Origin of the sequence: Pseudomonas sp. RGB, assembly GCF_007713445.1 — a bacterium.
In the GTDB taxonomy this organism is placed as follows: Bacteria; Pseudomonadota; Gammaproteobacteria; order Pseudomonadales; family Pseudomonadaceae; genus Aquipseudomonas.
On sequence record NZ_VMSH01000001.1, the window covers coordinates 113779 to 134090 of the forward strand.

At 62.4% G+C, this 20312-nt stretch carries 16 protein-coding genes; 4 read left to right on the plus strand and 12 right to left on the minus strand.

The window, feature by feature from the left end; translation table 11 throughout:
• Positions 1-130: 130 nt before the first annotated feature.
• Entirely contained in the window at positions 131-757 is a 627-nt protein-coding gene (locus FPT15_RS00525) for a sigma-70 family RNA polymerase sigma factor (protein ID WP_145157531.1), read from the plus strand.
• Complete coding sequence (locus FPT15_RS00530) at positions 754-1431, plus strand: anti-sigma factor domain-containing protein (protein WP_145157533.1); 678 nt, start codon at positions 754-756, stop codon at positions 1429-1431. The genes FPT15_RS00525 and FPT15_RS00530 overlap by 4 nt, the downstream gene beginning before the upstream one ends.
• Before the next feature lie 207 nt (positions 1432-1638).
• Here FPT15_RS00530 and fdhA read toward each other — a convergent pair whose 3' ends face one another.
• The 8 genes from fdhA to FPT15_RS00575 all read right to left on the minus strand — a co-directional run bounded on the left by fdhA (position 1639) and on the right by FPT15_RS00575 (position 11472).
• Positions 1639-2838: a formaldehyde dehydrogenase, glutathione-independent gene (fdhA, locus tag FPT15_RS00540; RefSeq protein WP_034116135.1), complete on the minus strand. Its 1200-nt coding sequence runs from the start codon at positions 2836-2838 to the stop codon at positions 1639-1641.
• 185 nt (positions 2839-3023) lie between these two features.
• A complete protein-coding gene (gene purU / locus FPT15_RS00545) occupies positions 3024-3881 on the minus strand; it encodes a formyltetrahydrofolate deformylase (RefSeq protein WP_145157537.1) in 858 nt (285 codons plus the stop codon).
• A gap of 13 nt (positions 3882-3894) precedes the next feature.
• Complete coding sequence (locus FPT15_RS00550) at positions 3895-4527, minus strand: sarcosine oxidase subunit gamma (protein ID WP_145157539.1); 633 nt, start codon at positions 4525-4527, stop codon at positions 3895-3897.
• Positions 4528-4649: 122 nt separating this feature from the next.
• Entirely contained in the window at positions 4650-7667 is a 3018-nt protein-coding gene (locus FPT15_RS00555; RefSeq protein WP_145157541.1) for a sarcosine oxidase subunit alpha, read from the minus strand.
• Complete coding sequence (locus FPT15_RS00560) at positions 7664-7966, minus strand: sarcosine oxidase subunit delta (protein ID WP_074847785.1); 303 nt, start codon at positions 7964-7966, stop codon at positions 7664-7666. The genes FPT15_RS00555 and FPT15_RS00560 overlap by 4 nt, the downstream gene beginning before the upstream one ends.
• A gap of 14 nt (positions 7967-7980) precedes the next feature.
• The gene (locus FPT15_RS00565) at positions 7981-9231 is read right to left on the minus strand and encodes a sarcosine oxidase subunit beta (RefSeq protein ID WP_010207084.1); all 1251 of its coding nucleotides are present in this window, start codon (positions 9229-9231) and stop codon (positions 7981-7983) included.
• Positions 9232-9253: 22 nt separating this feature from the next.
• Positions 9254-10507, minus strand: coding sequence for a serine hydroxymethyltransferase (gene glyA, locus FPT15_RS00570; RefSeq protein ID WP_106575582.1), 1254 nt, complete (start codon positions 10505-10507; stop codon positions 9254-9256).
• 236 nt (positions 10508-10743) lie between these two features.
• Positions 10744-11472, minus strand: a complete 729-nt coding sequence (locus FPT15_RS00575; RefSeq protein ID WP_145157543.1) for a TraX family protein — start codon at positions 11470-11472, stop codon at positions 10744-10746.
• 90 nt (positions 11473-11562) lie between these two features.
• On the opposite strand from FPT15_RS00575, the gene FPT15_RS00580 reads away from it, so the two are divergent.
• Complete coding sequence (locus FPT15_RS00580; RefSeq protein WP_106575584.1) at positions 11563-12603, plus strand: low specificity L-threonine aldolase; 1041 nt, start codon at positions 11563-11565, stop codon at positions 12601-12603.
• Positions 12604-12680: 77 nt separating this feature from the next.
• On the opposite strand, the gene gbcB is transcribed toward FPT15_RS00580, so the two are convergent.
• Positions 12681-13781, minus strand: coding sequence for a glycine-betaine demethylase subunit GbcB (gbcB, locus tag FPT15_RS00585; RefSeq protein WP_106575585.1), 1101 nt, complete (start codon positions 13779-13781; stop codon positions 12681-12683).
• A 283-nt stretch (positions 13782-14064) separates the two neighbouring features.
• Here gbcB and gbcA point away from each other — a divergent pair, with 283 nt between their 5' ends.
• Complete coding sequence (gbcA, locus tag FPT15_RS00590; protein ID WP_145157545.1) at positions 14065-15360, plus strand: glycine-betaine demethylase subunit GbcA; 1296 nt, start codon at positions 14065-14067, stop codon at positions 15358-15360.
• 865 nt (positions 15361-16225) lie between these two features.
• Here gbcA and FPT15_RS00595 read toward each other — a convergent pair.
• Genes FPT15_RS00595 through dgcB form a run of 3 tightly spaced genes read right to left on the minus strand, consistent with a single transcriptional unit; the run spans position 16226 to position 20170 of the window.
• On the minus strand, positions 16226-16996 hold the full coding sequence (locus FPT15_RS00595) for an electron transfer flavoprotein subunit beta (protein WP_145157547.1): 771 nt from the start codon (positions 16994-16996) through the stop codon (positions 16226-16228).
• 10 nt (positions 16997-17006) lie between these two features.
• Entirely contained in the window at positions 17007-18227 is a 1221-nt protein-coding gene (locus tag FPT15_RS00600; RefSeq protein WP_145157549.1) for an electron transfer flavoprotein subunit alpha/FixB family protein, read from the minus strand.
• Positions 18227-20170: a dimethylglycine demethylation protein DgcB gene (dgcB, locus tag FPT15_RS00605; protein WP_145157552.1), complete on the minus strand. Its 1944-nt coding sequence runs from the start codon at positions 20168-20170 to the stop codon at positions 18227-18229. Before dgcB ends, FPT15_RS00600 begins: the two co-directional genes overlap by 1 nt.
• Between the last annotated feature and the right edge of the window lie 142 nt (positions 20171-20312).

A 20312-nucleotide genomic window follows, 5' to 3' on the forward strand; every position in this document is an offset into this window, starting at 1 on the left:
GAGCTAAAAGCAGGCGTTGGACTGACAGTCCCGAAGGATTGTTCCCACCTGAAGATTAGTTCAGAAAAAGCTGCATCCAAATCCCCCTACCGCGCGTATACCCAGCATGCACCGCTCGGAGTCGGATGGAATGAATGCTCAAGCTGGACTACCCTCTGCCTACCGTGCGCAGTCCCGTCGCCCTCGTTCGAGAGCCTGGAGAAGCCCTATTTCCACCAACGATGCTGACCCGTTGCAGCCCCTGCTGGCGCAGTGCGCCCTGGGCAACCGCCAGGCGTTCGAGACCCTCTACCGCAGTGTCTCGCCACGCCTGCACGGTGTTGCATTCCGGTTCATGGGGCGCAAGGACCTGGCTGAAGAAGTGCTGCAGGAAGCCTTTGTGCGCATCTGGTACAACGCTTCGCGCTACGAGGCGCACTTGGCGGCGCCGATGACCTGGATGGTGAACATCACCCGTAACCTGGCCATCGACCAATTGCGCAAGCACCGCGAACAGCCCTTGGCCGACGGCCAGCAGGACGCCCTGCTCGACGACAGCCCCAGCGCCCACGAACAGCTCGACACCGAGCGCGAGGCCCGCGCCCTGAACCGCTGCCTCGACACCCTCGATGGCATGCAGCGCCAATCGATCACCGTGGCTTACTTCCAGGGCCTGTCGTGCTCGGAACTGGCCGAACACTTGGCCGCGCCCCTGGGCTCGGTCAAATCCTGGATTCGCCGTGGCATGGAGCGCCTGCGCAGGTGCCTTGAATCATGAACTACCAAACCACCGCCCTGCGCCGCGCCCTCGCCGCCGACTACGCGATCGGCCTGATGCCGGCTACCGCCCGTCGGCGCTTCGACGCCCTGTTACTGGAAGACGCCGCGCTGCGCGTCGAACTCGGCCATTGGCAGGATGCCCTCGCCAGCCTGACCGGCGCACTGCCCGAACGCCCGGTGCCGAATCATGTGTGGGCAGGCATCAAGGCACGGATCGAGCCGCAAGTGCTGCATGTGCCGGCGAAGAAACCGTTCTGGATGAGCTTTCGCCTGCTGGCGGCAGCATGTGCGGTCGTCGTCGCCGTGTTGGTCGGCGTGCTTTATCAGCGTGACATCGGCGCCGAGTACAACGCCACGCTGGTGGCGGCTAACCAGCAACCGGCGCTGCAGATCCAGGCATTTGGCGATCACCTGCAAGTGGAGCCGCTGACGTTGGCCGCTGTTGAGCCGACGCGCGCCCTGGAATTGTGGGTCATCCCGGCTGGCGGAAAGCCGATTTCCCTGGGCTTGGTGCCTAGTGCCGGCAAGGGCCGAATCCAGTTGAGCAAGGAACAACAGGCGCTGTTGACGGCCCCCGTGACCCTCGCGGTCAGCCTGGAACCACAAGGCGGCTCGCCGACCGGGCAACCCACTGGCCCGGTCCTGTACCAAGGCGCACTCGCCTCTCGCTGACACCACTCAACCCCTGTGGGAGCGGGCTTGCCCGCGATAGCGGTGGGTCAGCCAAGGATAGGTCAACTGGCCCGCCGCCATCGCAGGCAAGCCAGCTCCCACATTTTGATCTTCGTCGGCCAGGCGCCTTGCTCACGGCGCTTGCAGGCTTAAGCACTCGACGCAAAAAGGGCGACCCATGGGTCGCCCTTTTGTTTGGCCTAAGCCTTACGCCGCACTGAACAACTTATGCGGGTCGATCACAAACTTCTTCGGCACACCCGCATCGAACTCGCCGTACCCACGCGGCGCGTCATCCAGGCTGATGACCTGCACGCCGACGATTTCGGCAATGTTGATGCGGTCCCACATGATCGCCTGCATCAGCTGGCGGTTGTACTTCATCACCGGGGTTTGGCCGGTGTGGAAGCTGTGGGATTTAGCCCAGCCCAACCCGAAGCGAATGCTCAGGCTGCCCATCTTCGCGGCGGCGTCGACAGCGCCTGGGTCTTCGGTGACGTACAGGCCAGGAATGCCGATTTTGCCCGCCACGCGTACCACGCCCATCAGCGAGTTGAGCACGGTGGCCGGTGCTTCTGCCTTGGCGCCTTCATGGCCGTGGCCACGGGCTTCGAAGCCTACGGCATCGACGGCGCAGTCAACTTCCGGCTCGCCCAGCAGTGCGGCGATCTGTTCGTGCAGAGGCGTGTCTTTGGACAGGTCGGCAATTTCAAAACCCTGGGCCTTGGCATGGGCCAGGCGGATCGGGTTGACGTCGCCGATGATCACTACGGCGGCACCCAGCAACCGAGCCGAGGCGGCCGCGGCCAGGCCAACCGGGCCGGCGCCGGCGATATACACCGTGCTGCCCGGGCCAACGCCGGCGGTGACGGCGCCGTGGTAGCCGGTGGGCAGGATGTCGGAGAGGCAGGTCAGGTCGCGGATTTTCTCCATGGCCTTGTCGCGGTCCGGCAGTTTCAGCAGGTTGAAGTCGGCGTACGGCACCAGCACGTATTCGGCCTGCCCGCCGGTCCAGTCGCCCATGTCGACATAACCGTACGCGCCACCGGCACGGGCCGGGTTGACGGTCAGGCACACACCGGTGTGTTGTTCCTTGCAGGAGCGGCAGCGGCCGCACGCCACGTTGAACGGCACCGAGACCAGGTCGCCGATTTTCAGGTTTTCGACGTCGCTGCCCTTTTCGATCACTTCGCCAGTGATTTCATGCCCCAGGACCAGGCCGGTCTGGGCGGTGGTACGGCCGCGCACCATGTGTTGGTCGGAGCCGCAGATGTTGGTGGAGACCACGCGCAGGATGACGCCGTGCTCAATCTTCCTGCCACGGGGGTCCTGCATTTTGGGATAGTCGATTTTCTGTACTTCGACCTTGCCGTTGCCGAGATACACGACACCACGATTACCAGACATGCTTTCACCTCGCTGTTGTTTTTATGGAACCGCGTTGCCCAGGCAGGCAGCGCGTTTAAGTGCTCGGGTTACAGATGCTGTTTCTTGTGTTGTTTGTGAGAGCCTCATCGGGGGCAAGCCCCCTCCCACAGTTGACTGCATTCACACATCAAAGGTGGGAGGGGGCTTGCCCCCGATGGCTTCAGTCAGAGCACCACCGTTCTATTGGCGTTCAAAAACACCCGTCGCTCAATGTGATACCCCACCGCCCGGGCCAATGTCAGCCCTTCGATATCCCGCCCCTTGGCAATCAAATCCTCGGGATAGTGGCTGTGGTCCACCACCTCCACGCCTTGGGCAATGATCGGGCCCTCGTCCAGGTCATTGTTGATGTAATGCGCAGTAGCGCCGACCAGCTTCACGCCCTTGTTGTAGGCCTGGTGATACGGCTTGGCGCCCTTGAACCCCGGCAGCAACGAGTGATGAATGTTGATGGCCTTGCCATCCAGCTTGCGGCACAGCTCCGGCGACAGCACTTGCATGTAGCGCGCAAGAATCACCAGTTCGGCGCCGGTCTCTTCAATCACTTGCCACACCTGACGCTCCTGGGACGGTTTGTCGTTGGGGTCGAGGGGGAAATGGTAGTAGGGAATCTGGTGCCAGTCGGCCAACGGCTTGAGATCGGGGTGGTTGGACACCACCGCGACCACGTCCATCGACAGTTGGCCGATGCGCTGGCGGTACAGCAGGTCGTTGAGGCAGTGATCGGCCTTGGAAACCATGATCACCACTTTTGGCCGGTAGTTCGGCGCCGTCAGCTCGAAGATCATGCCAAAGGCTTCACCGCGCGTGGCCAGGCCGTTGCGGAAGGCTTGCTCGTCAAAACCGTCGGGCTGGCGGAATTCCACACGAATAAAAAACCGGCCCGAGAGGCGGTCATCGAACGAATGGTGCTCGGTGACGTAGCAGCCCTGTTCGAACAGGTAGCGGGTGACCGCGTCCACCGTGCCGAGCACGCTGGGGCAGTCGGCGGTCAAAATCCATGTATCAGGTGCGCGGCTCATCGTGTGTAACTCCTCAGGCTTGAACACTCAGGCCGAATTCGGCGGACGCATCCTGCAGCCACAACCACCAGTAGTCCGAGAAGCTGCGACGAATCACCAGTTCCCAGGTGTCTTCGGCCGTGTGGCGGATCACCAGTTGCGACTTGGCGAACACCGTGCCCACCGCCTTGCCCACCGGGAAGTTGTTGGGGTGCACGTCATAGCTGGTGGACTTCATCAGCACGTCGCGCACATTCGGGCCGCTGAGTTCGAGGATTTGCTGGCCGCCGCTGACGTTGACGACCTGGATATGCAGGTCGCCCAGGGCAGCCCGCAGGTTTTGCTCGGCGGCGAATTCTTCACCGCTTGGCACCACCAGCAGCCACTCATCCGGGCCGAGCCATTGCAGGCTGGTTTCGCCGTTGATGATGACTTGCAGGGCGCCAGGCAGTTCGATGCCGAGGGCTTTGTGCACGCCGACAGCGAAGGCCGCATCGTGGCCATCGCCACGAAGGGTCAGGTGGCCGAGCAGTTTCTTTTCACGCACGGTCACGCCGGCATTCTTGCGACCCTTGCCGACCAGGCTGGCGAGGTCGGCATGGTGCAGCGACGACTCGGCCTTGGCACCGGTGGTGGGGCGTTGTTGGTAAACATTGGCTGCTGTCATAAAGCACCTATCTGAATTCTGTTGTGCGGCTAATGGCCTCATCGGGGGCAAGCCCCCTCCCACAGGGAATGCATTTCAACATGTGGGAGCTGGCTTGCCTGCGATGCAGGCGCCTCGGTCTATCAGATGTTCTGCCGCTCACCTTTCGGGTCAAAGAACACCGAGGACACAATCTCCGCCTCGATCACGCTGCCATCGGCCTGCGGTGAGAACACCCGCTCGCCGATGCGCTTCAAACCGCCCTTCACCACCGCCATCGCGAACGAGTAACCCAGCGAGTTATGCGCATAGCTTGAGGTGACGTGACCGACCATCTTCATCGGGATCGTCTGCTTCGGATCGAACACCAGCTGCGCGCCTTCCGGCAGCCACACGGTCGGATCAATCGGCTTCAAGCCCACCAGTTGCTTGCGCTCTTCACGCACGCAGTCTTCACGGTTCATCCCGCGCCAGCCGATCCACGAGAACGGTTTGGTACGGCCTACGCACCAGCCCATGTTCAGGTCGTCCGGGGTCATCGAGCCGTCGGTGTCCTGGCCGACGATGATGAAACCCTTCTCGGCCCGCAGCACGTGCATGGTCTCGGTGCCGTACGGCGTCAGGTTGTACTTCTTGCCGGCCTCGACAATCTGTTCGAGCACGCCCATGGCGTAGTCGGCCTGCACGTTGACCTCAAACGACAGCTCACCGGTAAACGAGATACGGAACACCCGCGCCGGCACGCCGCCCACCAAGCCTTCTTTCCAGGTCATGAACGGGAAGCCGTCCTTGTCCAGGTCGATATCCGTCACTTCGGCCAGCAGCTTGCGGCTGTTGGGGCCGGACAAGGTCATGGTCGCCCAATGGTCGGTGACCGAGGTGAAGTACACCTTGAGGTCTGGCCACTCGGTCTGTTGGTAGATTTCCAGCCACTGCAATACGCGAGCGGCGCCGCCGGTGGTGGTGGTCATCAGGAAGTGGTTGTCGGCGAGGCAGGCAGTCACGCCGTCGTCGAAGACCATGCCGTCTTCCTTGCACATCAGGCCGTAGCGCGCCTTGCCCACGTCGAGCTTGGTCCAGGCGTTGCTGTAGATGCGGTTGAGAAACTCGCGGGCGTCCGGGCCTTGAATGTCGATCTTGCCCAGGGTGGACGCATCCAGCAGGCCGACGCTGTCGCGCACGGCCAGGCATTCGCGTTTGACGGCGGCGTGCAGGTCTTCGCCATTGCGCGGGAAGTACCACGGGCGTTTCCACTGGCCGACGTCTTCAAACTCGGCGCCGTTTTTCACGTGCCAGGCCTGCAGCGCGGTGTAACGCACCGGCTCGAAGATGTGCCCACAGTGGCGGCCCGCAACGGCGCCGAAGGTGACCGGCGTGTAGTTGGGGCGGAACATGGTGGTGCCCATCTGCGGGATGGTCACGTTCAGCGAGCGGGCCGCGATGGCCAAGCCGTTGACGTTGCCGAGCTTGCCCTGGTCGGTGCCGAAGCCCAGCGCGGTGTAGCGTTTGACGTGCTCGACCGACTCGAACCCTTCGCGGGTCGCCAGTTCGATGGCGGCGGCGGTCACGTCGTTTTGCAGGTCGACAAATTGCTTGGGCGCCCGTGCAGTGGCTTTCTCGTGAGGCACCTGGAACAGCGCCAGCGTCGGCTCTTCCAGACGGCTCAAGGCTTTGGGCAGCGTGCCTTCCACCGGCGCAAAACCGGCTTCGCTGGCCGCGCGCACGCCGCCTTCAAAACCGTCGGCCAGGGAATCGCCCAGGCCGTAGACGCCATTGATGCCGCCGACGCACACGCGTTTTTGCGGCGCTTCGCCCGGTACGAAACCGAGGATGTCTTCCCGCCAGGTCGGCTTGCCGCCCAAGTGCGAAGCCAAGTGCACCACCGGGCTGTAACCGCCGGAGCTGGCGACCAGGTCGCACTCCAGCCACTCGCCAGGGCTGGTGACTTTGTGCGCTTTGACATCGATGGCCGCCACGCGGGCGCCGGTCACGTGCTTGCTGCCACGCGCTTCGATCACGGCGCTGCCGGTGAGGATGCGAATGCCTTTGGCGCGGGCTTCTTCCACCAGCGCACCGCGAGGGTTGTGGCGCGCATCGGCCACAGCCACGACTGTGAGGCCGGCGTCGAACCAGTCCAGCGCTACGCGGTAGGCGTGGTCGTTGTTGGTCGACAGCACCAGTTTTTTACCGGGTGCCACGCCGTAACGGCGCACGTAAGTCGAGACCGCGCCAGCGAGCATGTTGCCCGGAACGTCGTTGTTGCCGTACACCAACGGGCGCTCGCAGGCACCGGTTGCCAGCACCACACGCTTGGCACGCACACGGTGGATGCGCTGACGCACCACGCCAATCGGCGCACGGTCACCAAGGTGATCGGTGAGGCGTTCGTGAATGGTCAGGAAGTTATGGTCGTGGTAGCCGTTGACGGTGGCGCGAGGCAGCAGCACCACGTCCGGCAGGGCTTTGAGTTCTGCGATGACGCTGGCGACCCAATCAGCAGCCGGCTTACCGTCAAGGCTTTCTCGCGAGTCCAGCAACGAGCCGCCGAATTCTTCCTGCTCATCGGCGAGGATCACACGGGCACCGCTGCGCGCGGCAGCCAGTGCGGCGGCCAGGCCAGCAGGGCCGGCGCCAACCACCAACACGTCGCAGTGACGGTTGAAGTTGTCGTAGGTGTCCGGGTCGTTCTCGGTGGGCGAGCGACCAAGACCTGCGGCCTTGCGGATGTACTTCTCGTAGGTCATCCAGAACGATTGCGGGTACATGAAGGTTTTGTAGTAGAAACCCGGCGGCATCAGCTTGCCGCCGACCTTGCCGAGAATGCCCATCATGTCGTTGTTCACGCTCGGCCAGCCGTTGGTGCTGGTGGCGACCAAACCCTGGTAAAGCGCCTGTTGCGTGGCACGCACGTTAGGGATTTGCGTGGCTTCGGTGGCGCCGATCTGCAGCACCGCGTTGGGTTCTTCGGCACCGGCGGCAAAGATGCCGCGCGGGCGCGAGTACTTGAAGCTGCGGCCGATGATGTCGACGCCATTGGCCAGCAAGGCGGCGGCCAACGTGTCGCCCTCAAAACCTCTGTAGCTCTGGCCGTTGAAGGTAAACGTCAGGACTTTATTACGGTCGATGCGGCCACCGTTGGACAGGCGATTGATCTGGCTCATACCTTCTCTCCAGAAGCCTTGGCGGTGAATTGCGGCTGGGTGCCTATCTTGTAGGTTTCAAGAATTTCGTAGGTCACGGTGTCGCGCGTGGCGTTGAAATACTGGCGGCAACCGGCGGCGTGAATCCACAGCTCGTGGTGCAAGCCACGCGGGTTATCGCGGAAGAACATGTAGTCGCCCCACTGCTCATCGGTGCAGGCGTTCGGGTCCAGCGGGCGCGGGATGTGCGCTTGGCCGGACGCGTGGAATTCCTCTTCGGAGCGCAGTTCGCCACAGTGAGGACAGAAGATATGCAACATAGGAATTTCTCCTGTTAGTGGGCGACGGCCGCAGCGCCGTGTTCGTCGATCAATGCACCGTTGTGGAAACGGTCGATGGAGAAAGGCGCGGCCAGCGGGTGCATTTCACCCTTGGCCAGGCTTGCGGCAAACACGTTGCCTGAGCCCGGCGTGGCCTTGAAGCCACCGGTGCCCCAACCGCAGTTGAAGAACATGTTCGGCACCGGCGTCTTGGAGATGATCGGGCAGGCGTCCGGCGTGGTGTCGACGATGCCGCCCCACTGGCGGTTCATGCGCACGCGCGACAGCACCGGGAACATCTCGACGATGGCCTGGATGGTGTGTTCGATCACCGGGTACGAGCCGCGCTGGCCGTAGCCGTTGTAGCCGTCGATGCCGGCGCCGATTACCAGGTCGCCCTTGTCGGACTGGCTGATGTAACCGTGCACGGCGTTGGACATGATCACGCTGTCGATGATCGGCTTGATCGGCTCCGATACCAGCGCTTGCAGCGGGTGGGATTCGATTGGCAGGCGGAACCCCGCCAGCGAAGCCATGTGCCCGGAGTTACCGGCCGTCACCACACCGACGCGCTTGGCGCCGATAAAACCCTTGTTGGTTTCCACGCCGATGCACACGCCGTTTTCTTTGCGAAAGCCGATCACTTCGGTCTGCTGGATCAAGTCCACACCGAGTGCGTCAGCCGCGCGGGCAAAGCCCCAGGCCACGGCATCGTGACGGGCCACGCCGCCGCGCCGTTGCACGGTGGCGCCGAGTACCGGGTAGCGGGTGTTTTTCGAGCAGTCGAGGTACGGGATCTCGTCGGCCACTTGTTTGGCGTTGAGCAGTTCGCCGTCCACGCCGTTGAGGCGGTTGGCGCTGACGCGGCGCTCGGAGTCACGGATGTCTTGCAGGGTGTGGCACAGGTTGTAGACGCCACGTTGGGAGAACATCACGTTGTAGTTCAGGTCCTGGGACAGGCCTTCCCACAGTTTCATCGCGTGTTCGTACAGGTGCGCCGACTCGTCCCACAGGTAGTTGGAACGCACGATGGTGGTGTTGCGCGCGGTGTTACCGCCGCCCAGCCAGCCTTTCTCGACCACGGCCACATTGGTGATGCCGTGTTCTTTGGCCAGGTAGTAGGCGGTCGCCAGACCATGCCCGCCGCCGCCGACGATGACCACGTCGTAGACCTTTTTCGGCGTGGGCGTGCGCCACATCTTCTGCCAGTTTTCGTGGTGGCTGAGTGAGTGCTTGAAGAGGCCGAAGCCCGAGTAGCGTTGCATAGTCATTACTCCAAAACCGCGCTCAGCGATAAACCGGGAAATCAGCGCACAGGGCAGACACGTGCTTGGCCACGTTGGCCTCGACGTCGGCGTCGCCGAGGTTGTCGAGGATGTCGCAGATCCAGCCGGCAAGCTCAATGCATTGCGGCACTTTGAAGCCACGCGTGGTCACCGCCGGGGTGCCGATGCGCAGGCCCGAGGTCACGAACGGCGACTGCGGGTCATTCGGCACGGCGTTCTTGTTGACCGTGATGTGGGCGCGGCCAAGGGCGGCGTCCGCCTCTTTGCCGGTGAGGCCCTGACGGATCAGGCTGACCAGGAACAGGTGGTTGTCGGTGCCGCCGGACACCACGTCGTAGCCGCGCTTGATAAACACACTGGCCATGGCCTGGGCGTTTTCGATCACTTGTTGCTGGTAGACCTTGAAGCCAGGCTCCGCCGCTTCCTTGAAGCACACCGCCTTGCCGGCGATCACATGCATCAGCGGGCCGCCCTGGGCGCCGGGGAAGACGGCAGCGTTGAGTTTTTTCTCAATCTCTTCATTGGCCTTAGCCAGGATCAAACCGCCACGCGGACCGCGCAGGGTCTTGTGGGTGGTGGTGGTGACCACGTCGGCATACGGCAGCGGGTTCGGGTACAAACCGGCGGCCACCAGCCCGGCGACGTGGGCCATGTCGACAAACAGCAGCGCGCCAACCTTGTCGGCAATCGCGCGGAAACGTGGGAAATCCAAAGTCTTGGAATAGGCAGAGAAACCCGCCACCACCATCTTCGGCTTGTGCTCCACCGCCAGGCGCTCGACTTCGTCGTAGTCGATCAGGCCGGTGTCGGTGTTGATGCCATATTGCACCGCGTTGTACAGCTTGCCCGAGGACGACACTTTGGCGCCGTGGGTCAAGTGACCGCCATGGGCCAGGCTCATGCCGAGGATAGTGTCGCCAGCGTTCAGCAGCGCCAGGTACACCGCGCTGTTGGCGGACGAGCCGGAGTGCGGCTGCACGTTGGCGTAATCGGCGCCGAACAGCTGCTTGGCGCGCTCGATGGCCAGGGCTTCAACCTTGTCCACGTGCTCGCAGCCACCGTAGTAGCGCTTGCCGGGGTAGCCTTCGGCGTATTTGTTGGTGAGGCCGCTGCCCTGAGCTTCCATCACGCGTTTGCTGGTGTAGTTCTCTGACGCGATCAGCTCGATATGGTCTTCCTGACGCTGCTCCTCGGCATTCATCGCCGCCAGCAAGGCGTCGTCATATCCCTGGATCTGGTCTTTTTTGCTGAACATCGCGTCTCTCCCAGCCTTTCGTATTGTTGAGGCCCGTGCAGGGCCCTTTGATGCGATGGTAGGGCTGGCGCAGACAGGTCAAATGCCTACGGACGCCACGCAAAGGTGCGTTTACGACATAGCGGCAACAACGCAGAACAAATGTGGGAGGGGGCTTGCCCCCGATAGCGGTGGATCAGCTTGCACATGTGTCGGCAGACACACTGCCATCGGGGGCAAGCCCCCTCCCACACGGGTTAGGCGATGATCTTGCGCACGAGTAGCAACATCAGGAAATGCAGTGGATACAGGGCATACGCCCAACGGCGCATGGCCGGAGGCGAGACGTTTTTGGCCTGTCGCAACAAGACCAAACCGGCCAACGGCGCGATCAGGCAAGCGGCCAATCCCAAAAGCGCCACGGGCGTGCCGCTGTTGAGCAAAATCTGCCATTGATTGGCGGCCACACAGACCAAGCCTGGCAACACGCTGAAATACCAAGGTCGACGAAACACCATCAGCATCGCCAGCGGCAGCAAGACACCGAAAAAACCGAACATCAACTGCGTGGAAAACACCGCGCCCAAAGCGAGGGCGATCAGCGCCAATCCTCGATCAACGAGCGCCTTCTGCTGCCATCCTCGGGCAACCAGCAGCCCCAGCGCCAGGGTCGGCAGCACGTTCAAGGTATCGGCATCGTCGATAAACAGTCGGTACGGCACTTCGCTGATCACACTGAACAGCAGCAGCCAGCCCAGGTAACGCCATTGGCCCGTTACCGGCGCATCCTTGACCCGGTGCAGGTTCGCCGCAATCGCCAGGCAAAACCAGGGGAATGCCAGGCGCCCCGGCACGTACAGGCCATCCAGGCTCCAACCGACATAGCGCAGGTGATCCAGGACCATGCTCAGCAGCGCCAGCCACTTGAGCAGGTCCAAGGCGCCATCGCGCGCCTGCTTGGCAGGAATCGTTTCAGTACCGTGCATAATTCCCCAGTGACTTTGCATTTACAGTGCGTGCGCCCGCCCAACATTCTTGGTTACAGTGCGCACCAACATCGACCACAGGAATGGGCCATGACCGACAAGAGCCAACAATTCGCCAGCGACAACTATTCCGGCATCTGCCCGGAAGCCTGGGCCGCCATGGAACTCGCCAACCAGGGCCATCAACGCGCCTACGGCGATGATGAATGGACCCACCGTGCCGCCGACGGTTTCCGCAATCTGTTCGAAACCGACTGCGAAGTATTCTTCGCCTTCAACGGCACCGCCGCCAACTCCCTGGCGCTGTCCTCGCTGTGCCAGAGCTACCATAGCGTGATTTGCTCGGAAACCGCCCACGTCGAAACCGACGAATGCGGCGCGCCGGAGTTTTTCTCCAACGGCTCCAAACTGCTCACCGCCCGCACCGAAAACGGCAAGCTGACCCCGGAATCGATCCGCGAGATCGCGCTCAAGCGCCAAGACATTCATTACCCCAAACCACGCGTGGTCACCCTGACCCAAGCCACCGAAGTCGGCAGCGTGTACACCCCGCAAGAAATCCGCGCGATCAGTGCCACCTGCAAAGAACTGGGCCTGAACCTGCACATGGACGGCGCACGCTTCTCCAACGCCTGCGCGTTCCTCGGCTGTTCCCCGGCCGACTTGACCTGGAAAGCCGGCGTGGACGTATTGTGCTTCGGCGGCACGAAAAACGGCATGGCGGTGGGTGAAGCCATCCTGTTCTTCAACCACAAGCTGGCCGAAGACTTCGACTACCGCTGCAAACAGGCCGGTCAGCTTGCATCAAAGATGCGCTTTCTCTCGGCGCCGTGGGTGGGCCTGCTGGAAAACGACGCCTGGCTCAAACACGCACGCCACGCCAACCACTGCGCGCAATTGCTGAGCAGCCTGGTGGCCGACATTCCTGGTGTGGAATTGATGTTTCCGGTGCAAGCCAACGGCGTGTTCCTGCAACTCTCGGAAGCGGCCATCGAGGCCTTGACGGCCAAGGGCTGGCGCTTTTACACCTTCATCGGCAAAGGCGGCGCGCGGTTCATGTGTGCGTGGGATACCGAAGAAGAGCGCGTGCGCGAATTGGCGGCAGATATCCGCGAAGTGATGGGCGCCTGAATTCACCACTGAACAAAATGTGGGAGGGGGCTTGCCCCCTCCCACATTTGACCCTGCCCGCTTGAGGGTTTGGTCTATCAGAACTCGATCCGCACATCACCCTTCGGCACGCTGCAGCACGACAGGATGTAGCCTTCGGCCTCGTCTTCTTCGGTAATCCCGCCGTTGTGGTCCATCTCGACCTCCCCGCCCAGCTTCATCACCTTGCAGGTGCCGCAGATGCCCATGCCGCAGGCTTTGGGAATCAGCAGGCCAAGCTTGGCCGCAGCGGCGTGGACGGTTTCGCCCGGCGCCACACGAATGCTCTTGCCCGACGCAATGAATTCCACCTGATGCAGGTCGGCCAAGTCGATTTCGGGTGCGTCGGCGGCCTGTTCGGCTTGCTCCACCGCGTCGGCACGCGCTTCCGGCGGTGTCGCGCCAAAGGACTCTTCGTGGTAGCGCGTCATGTCAAAGCCCGCCACTTCCAGCAGGCGCTTCACCGCGTTCATGTAAGGCGTAGGGCCACAGCAGAACACTTCGCGCTCGAGGAAGTCCGGCACCATCAGTTCGAGCATCTTGTGGTTCAGGTAGCCGCGATAACCGGCCCAGGGCTCGCCCAGGCCGTGTTTTTCACAGATCAGGTGCAGGCTGAAGTTGTCGATCCGCGACGCCATGTGTTCCAGCTCGCGGTGGTAAATGATGTCTTTGGGCGAGCGCGCGCTGTGGATAAAGGTCATGTCGACATTGGCGTTGGTGTCGTAATACCACCGCGCCATGGACATCACCGGCGTGATGCCGACGCCGCCGCTGAGGTAGAGGACCTTGGGGTTGCTGAAGTCGATGGCATTGAACAACCCGACCGGCCCGTGCACCGCCAGCTCCTGGCCTTCGTGCAGCGTGTCGTGCAGCCAGTTGGAAACCTTGCCGCCCGGCACGCGTTTGATCGTCACCGAAAAGCTGTACGGCACCGACGGTGAACTGGAGATGGTGTAGGAGCGCATGATCGGCTGGCCGTCGATTTCCAGCTCCAGGGTGACGAACTGCCCCGGCTTGAAAAAGAACAGGATCGGCTGGTCGGCCATGAAGCAGAAGGTGCGCACGTCCCAGGTTTCCTGGATGACTTTGACGCAACGGACAATGTGCCGACCATTGGCCCAGGTCTGGGTGGTGACCGGATTCAGGAAGCTGTTGGACATGCTGTTCTCCGCAGCCGTATATCGGCCTGATGGTGGCGATTCTGCGTAACGCGAGAAACGTCCATTTACCTATCTGCGACATTCACATACTTATCGCGACCAGCCCCCATACCACGGGGGTTGCGCGTCGGGATCAGAGTGGGCCATGTCGCTAATGGACAAGGTTCTGGCCTTTGCCGGGCCCACACTCGCTCCCAACAACGACGCTTTCTTTACGCCTTGCTGCAAAACCTGATCAGCCACTATTCGCCGGCCACACAGAATGGCCCTGAGGACACACACGATGGACGTCACCGCAACCTTAAGCTTGGGCGATCCGCTGGAACCCGCACGCAAGGCCACCGCGCAAATGCTGCAAGAGCGCGAGCGCACTTTTTCGCTGCCGCAGCCGTTTTACTCTGACGAGCGGCTGTTTGATATCGACATGCAGGAGATCTTCCAGAAAGAGTGGTTGATCGCCGGCATGACCTGCGAGATTCCCACCAAGGGCAACTACCTGACCCTGCAAGTGGGCAAGAACCCGATCATCGTGATCCGTGGCGCCGAGGGCGTGGTGCACGCCTTTCACAACGTGTGCCGTCACCGTGGCTCGCGCCTGTGCACCAGCGACAAGGGCAAGGTCGCCAAACTCGTCTGTCACTACCACCAGTGGACCTACGAGCTCGACGGCCGCCTGCTGTTCGCCGGCACCGAGATGGGCGCCGACTTCGACATGAAGCAGTACGGCTTGAAACCCGTGAACGTGAAGACCGCCGGCGGCTACATCTTCATCAGCCTGGCCGAGAACCCGCCGGCCATCGACGACTTCCTGTCGACGCTGAACCACTATATGGAACCCTACGACATGGAAAACACCAAGGTGGCGATCCAGACCACCTTGTTCGAAAAAGCCAACTGGAAGCTGGTGCTGGAAAACAACCGCGAGTGCTACCACTGCAACGCCTCGCACCCGGAACTGTTGAAAACCCTGCTGGAATGGGACGACGTCACCGACCCGCGCGCCGACCAGGCCTTCAAGGACCACGTCGCCGCTTCCGCCGCCGCCTGGGATGCCGAGAAGATCCCTTACGCCCACGCCAGCTTCGGCCTGCGTAACCGCATCGTGCGCATGCCACTGCTCAAGGGCACCGTGTCGATGACCCTGGACGGCAAGCAAGGCTGCAACAAGCTGATGGGCCGCATCAAGAACCCGGACCTGGGCTCGATGCGCATCCTGCACCTGCCGCACTCGTGGAACCACTGCATGGGCGATCACATCATCGTGTTCACCGTGTGGCCGATCAGCGCTCAGGAAACCATGGTCACCACCAAGTGGATCGTGCACAAGGACGCCGTCGAAGGCGTGGACTACGACGTGGAGCGCATGCGCAAAGTGTGGGACGCCACCAACGATCAGGACCGTCGCCTGGCCGAAGAAAACCAGCGCGGGATCAACTCCACCGCCTATCAGCCAGGGCCTTACTCCAAGACGTATGAGTTTGGTGTGGTGAATTTTGTGGATTGGTACAGCGAGCGCTTGCTGAGCAACCTGGGCGCTGCGCCGGCGCCATACCTCAAGGGCGTGGCCGCACACGAGTAACTGACACGCGACCGATCAAAATGTGGGAGCGGGCTTGCCCGCGAATGCAGTGGATCAGCCAGCCCATCGGGTGACTGACACACCGCCTTCGCGAGCAAGCCCGCTCCCACATCAGGTTTCCACACTGCTCAAGAATTGATCAACTCCCTTGCAACCCTTTCCCGCCTTGCCCTCCAGCCTTCGCCCAACAACTTATCCACAAAGCCACCCACAGCAATTGTGGGCAAGTGCGCGGTCTTCTGAAAATAAATGAAGAAAATCCGTGACTTATTCCAGCCGTGCGCTTTCGTAATCGTTTGATCATTTATTGATCAACTCTCTGACAGCCTCTAAATACGTGGCCTGTGGCAGTACGCGAACACCTTATCCACAGAAGCACCAACAGACTTTGGGGGCAACTTTACCGATGCTGTGGAAAACCGCGTCAACCCTTCATAAATCGCGGGTTTCAAGGTTTTAATTGAGCAAACAGCGCGAATTGATCAAATTTTGATCACCTCAATGAAAGCCTTTATCTACGTGGTCTGCAGCCGGTAGCGAACATCTTATCCACAGAAGCGCCAACAGACTTTGGGGGCAAGTCGGTACCGGCGAAAGAAGTTATTCATAGAAAAACCCCAGGAAAAACCGCTGGTTAGCCTGGTTGTTTTTCGTACAGGGGGCTACAGGGCTTGATTTACCGGGGCTGTGGACAACCGCGAACAGGTTATCCACAGACGGGTCAACAGGGATTGTGGGTAAGCCCACAGATCAATGTGGGAGCGGGCTTTTCTGTGGGAGCCGGGCTTGCCCGCGATGCAGGCAACTCGGTTTATCAGTCAGACCGAAGTGAGGCTATCGCAGGCAAGCCAGCTCCCACAGGGCATCAGCGCACCACGCCTTCTTCAATCAGCAGCTTGAGAATCGCCTCGGCACCCGCCTCGGGACTAAGCCCCTTGAGCACTTGCCCACCGCCGCCGCTGGCCTTGGCCGTAGCAGCCTTCATACGGTCGGCGCCGCTTTTGGCCTTGATCACCTTAAGGCGCTTGGGCCGCGGCTTGGCCGGCTGCAGCACCGCACCTGTGAATAACTCATCCTGCTCAATCTCGACTTCATGGGCGGCCAATTCTCCGCGCTGCCCAGGGCCGTAAGCGCTTTGCCGTGGCTTGGGCGCGGCGTTATCCACCGTGGCCAGAAACGGCAGGCGCACCTTCAAGCGCCGCCGCTGCCCGCGCGGCAAGGCTTGCAGCACGTGGGCGATGCCGCCGTCGATGGACTCCACCTGCGCCAGGCCGACAACCAGCGGCCAGCCCAGTTGCTCGGCCAGCAGAAACGGCAACATGCCCGAGCCCTCGCCGGTTTCCGCCTGGCTGCCGGTGAGCACCACCTGGGCACCGGCACCGCGCAGGTAATCGCTGAGGGCCGGCAAGGCGTCAGCGCCGTCCGGCTGCTCAAGCACATGCAATTGCGGCAAACCCATGCCCAGGTAACTGCGCAACGTCGGCTCGTGAATGTTGCCGGCGTGCAGCACCTGCAACTTATCCCCAGCCATTTGCAGGCCCAACTCGACGGCGCGAGCATCCTGCTCCGCGCGGCGTGGCCGGCCGGAAGTGGGGTGGGCGCCGATGGATACCAAGCTGATTACAGGTGTTGTCATGGTCATGTCCTTAAGCCGCATCGCGCTTGGCGCCATTGCGGTAGGCCTCGACCGCAGCGATCAAGGCTTGCAGAATCGCGGCGCTCTCGCCGATCACCGACAGGTCGGCACGCTTGATCATGTCGCAGCCCGGATCGAGGTTGATCGCCACCACCTTGTCGCAGGCGCCAATGCCTTGCAGGTGCTGGATCGCCCCGGAAATGCCCACGGCCACGTAAACCCGCGCCGTGACCCAGGTGCCACTGGCGCCGACCTGGCGATCACGCGCCATAAAGCCATCGTCCACCGCCACCCGCGAGGCGCCTTCGGTGGCGCCCAGGGCTGCGGCGGTTCGGTGGAACAGTGCCCAGTCCTTCACGCCATTGCCGCCGGAGAAAATAAACTCCGCTTCGGCCATGGGAATCGCGCCAGGGTCCACCGCCACCGCACCGAGGTCTTCGATACGCGGCAAGCTGCGCGCCAAGGGTGTGGATAACTCCACGGGCAATGCCTCGTGACGTGTTTCGCTGACCGGTTCGGCGCACTCCACGGCCGCCAGGATCAGGCGCGGCAATGGCCGGGCCAAGTCTTCCTGGCCCGCACCCGCGCGGCCGATGCATTCTTCGCCCTTGATCTGCCAGACCCGCGTGGCCGGGCGCTCCTTGAGGCTGGCGGCAAAACGCCGGCCCAACTCGCCACCGCCGCTGCGGCTGTCCGGCAGCAGCCAGTGGCGCGGGTTGAACTGGTTATCCACAGCCCGCAGGCCCTGAACGCGTTGCTCCGGTGAATAACCGTCGAATTCGTGGCCTTCCAACACCAGCAGGCGATCAACGCCGGCCGTGGCAAAGGCACTTTCCTTGTGTTCGCCAAACACCACCGCCAGCACAGCGCCGTCGCTGCCGGCGAGTTGCCGCGCCAGGCCGAGCACGTCGCGGTCGTGGCTGCTCAGGCGGCCACCGACCATGTCCGGCACCACGCTGATATAAAACGCCGGCGCCGGTACCTGATGCAGCGGCAACTGCACTTGCACCGCCGCCGTGCGCTTGGCCGCGCCGCCCTGCTGGGCACCGCTGCGGTCAATGCGTTTGATGCCGTTGGGGCCGATAAAACCGACCCCATGCATGTTCTTGCGGATGACGCCGTTGGGTCCCATCCAGCTGTGTTGCAGCGGCTGCATTGCCGCATGCAGCGGGTGCAGGCGGTTGCGGGCGATCCATTCGGCCCGTGGGTCGCGGCGGATAATGTCGCTCATCAGTGCACCTCCGCAGGTTCACGCTTAATCGGGGCTTTTGCCGGGGCGGCGTCTTCGAGCAAAGCGTCAGCCACCAGTTCGGCGATGTCTTTGATCAACGGGCGCGGTTCAACCACACCTTCGAGCATCGCCGTGCACTGCGGGCAACCCACAGCCACCAGCTCGGCGCCGGTTTCGCGGATGTCTTCCATGCGCATATCGGGAATGCGTTGCTTGCCGGGAATGTCGGTGATCGGCGCACCGCCACCGCCACCGCAGCAGCGTGAACGGAAGCCCGAGCGTTGCATCTCCTTGACCTCGATGCCCAGCGCGCGCAGCACTTGGCGCGGCGCCTCGTATTCGCCGTTGTAGCGGCCCAGGTAACAAGGGTCGTGATAGGTCACGCTGTCGCCTTTGTGCTGGCCCAGGTTCAACGCGCCGTCGCCGATCAGTTCGGCCATGAAGGTGCTGTGGTGCTGCACCCGGTAGTTACCGTTGAAGGCGCCGTACTCGTTTTTGAGTACGTGGAAGCTGTGCGGGTCGCAGGTGACGATGCGCTTGAAGCAATACTTCTCCAGGGTCTGGATATTGCGCGTGGCCAGCAGCTGGAAGGTGGCTTCATCGCCCAGGCGCCGCGCGACATCGCCGCTGTCGCGCTCTTCCAGGCCGAGCACCGCGAAGTCGACCTTGGCCGCTTTCAGCACTTTGACGAAGGCGCGCAGGGTGCGTTGGTTGCGCATGTCGAAGGCGCCGTCGCCGACCCAGAACAACACGTCGGCGCTGCCTTTTTCACTGAACAGCGGCAGGTTCAAATCCGCCGCCCAGTTCAGGCGGCCGCCCGGTGCAAAACCGCCGGGGTTGTCGGTGGCGATCAGGTTTTCCAGGACTTCGGCGCCCTTGTTCGGCGTGGCGCCTTTTTCCAGGGTGAGGTGGCGGCGCATGTCGACGATGGCGTCCACGTGCTCGATCATCATCGGGCACTCTTCCACGCAGGCGCGGCAGGTGGTGCACGACCACAGGGTTTCGGCATCCACCAGGCCGTTGACGATCGGCTGGTGCGGGTTACCTCCGTGTTCGCCCACCGGTTTGCCGGGATACGGGCTGCCGGCGAACTTGGCATCGGTGCCACCGGCCAGGCCGACCACCATGTCCTGAATCAACTTCTTCGGGTTCAGCGGCTGGCCGGCGGCGAACGCCGGGCAGGCGGCTTCGCATTTGCCGCACTGCACGCAGGCATCGAAGCCGAGCAGTTGGTTCCAGGTGAAATCCTTGGGTTTTTCCACGCCCAGCGGCGCGGTTTTATCGCTCAAGTCCAGCGGCTTCAAGCCGGTGGAACGGCCGCCACCAAAACGTTCGGCGCGGCGGTGCCAGGCCAAGTGCAGCGCACCGGCAAAGGCGTGTTTCATCGGGCCGCCCCAGGTCATGCCGAAGAACATTTCCGACACACCCCACAGCACGCCCAGGCTCAGCAATGCCGCCAGCAGCCAGCCACCGAAGTCGGCCGGCAGAGTCCCGGCCACCGGCAACGTCACCAGGAAGAAGCTCACCGAGAACGCCATCAGGCTTTTCGGCAGGCGCATCCACGGGCCTTTCGACAGGCGCGACGGCGGGTTGCGACGGCGCAGGTAGACGAACGTGGCGCCGACAAACATCAGCACCGACGCCAGCAGCAAGGCGTAGCCGAGGATGCGGTTATGCAGGCCGAAACCGTGCACCAGAATCGCCAGCAACGCCGACAGCACAAAGCCCAGGGCGGTGGCGACGTGGGTGTTGGCGATGTATTTGTCGCGGGCGACCACGTGGTGCAGGTCGACCATGTAACGCTTGGGCATGGCCAGCAGACCGCCGAGCAGGTCGACCTTGGAGGCGCGGCCGCGGCGCCACATGTTCACCCGGCGCAGGGCGCCCAGCAAAGCCAGGCCCAGCGCCGCGAACAAAAGAACAGGCAGCAAGGTGTTCAACATGGTGAAGCTCCCACAAACCGCACATATCTACTGTGAAACTGGCCTGAATGTGGGAGGGGGCTTGCCCCCGAAAGCGGTGGGTCAGCTACAGCTGTATCACCTGACCCGCCGCCATCGGAGGCAAGCCCCCTCCCACCTTTTT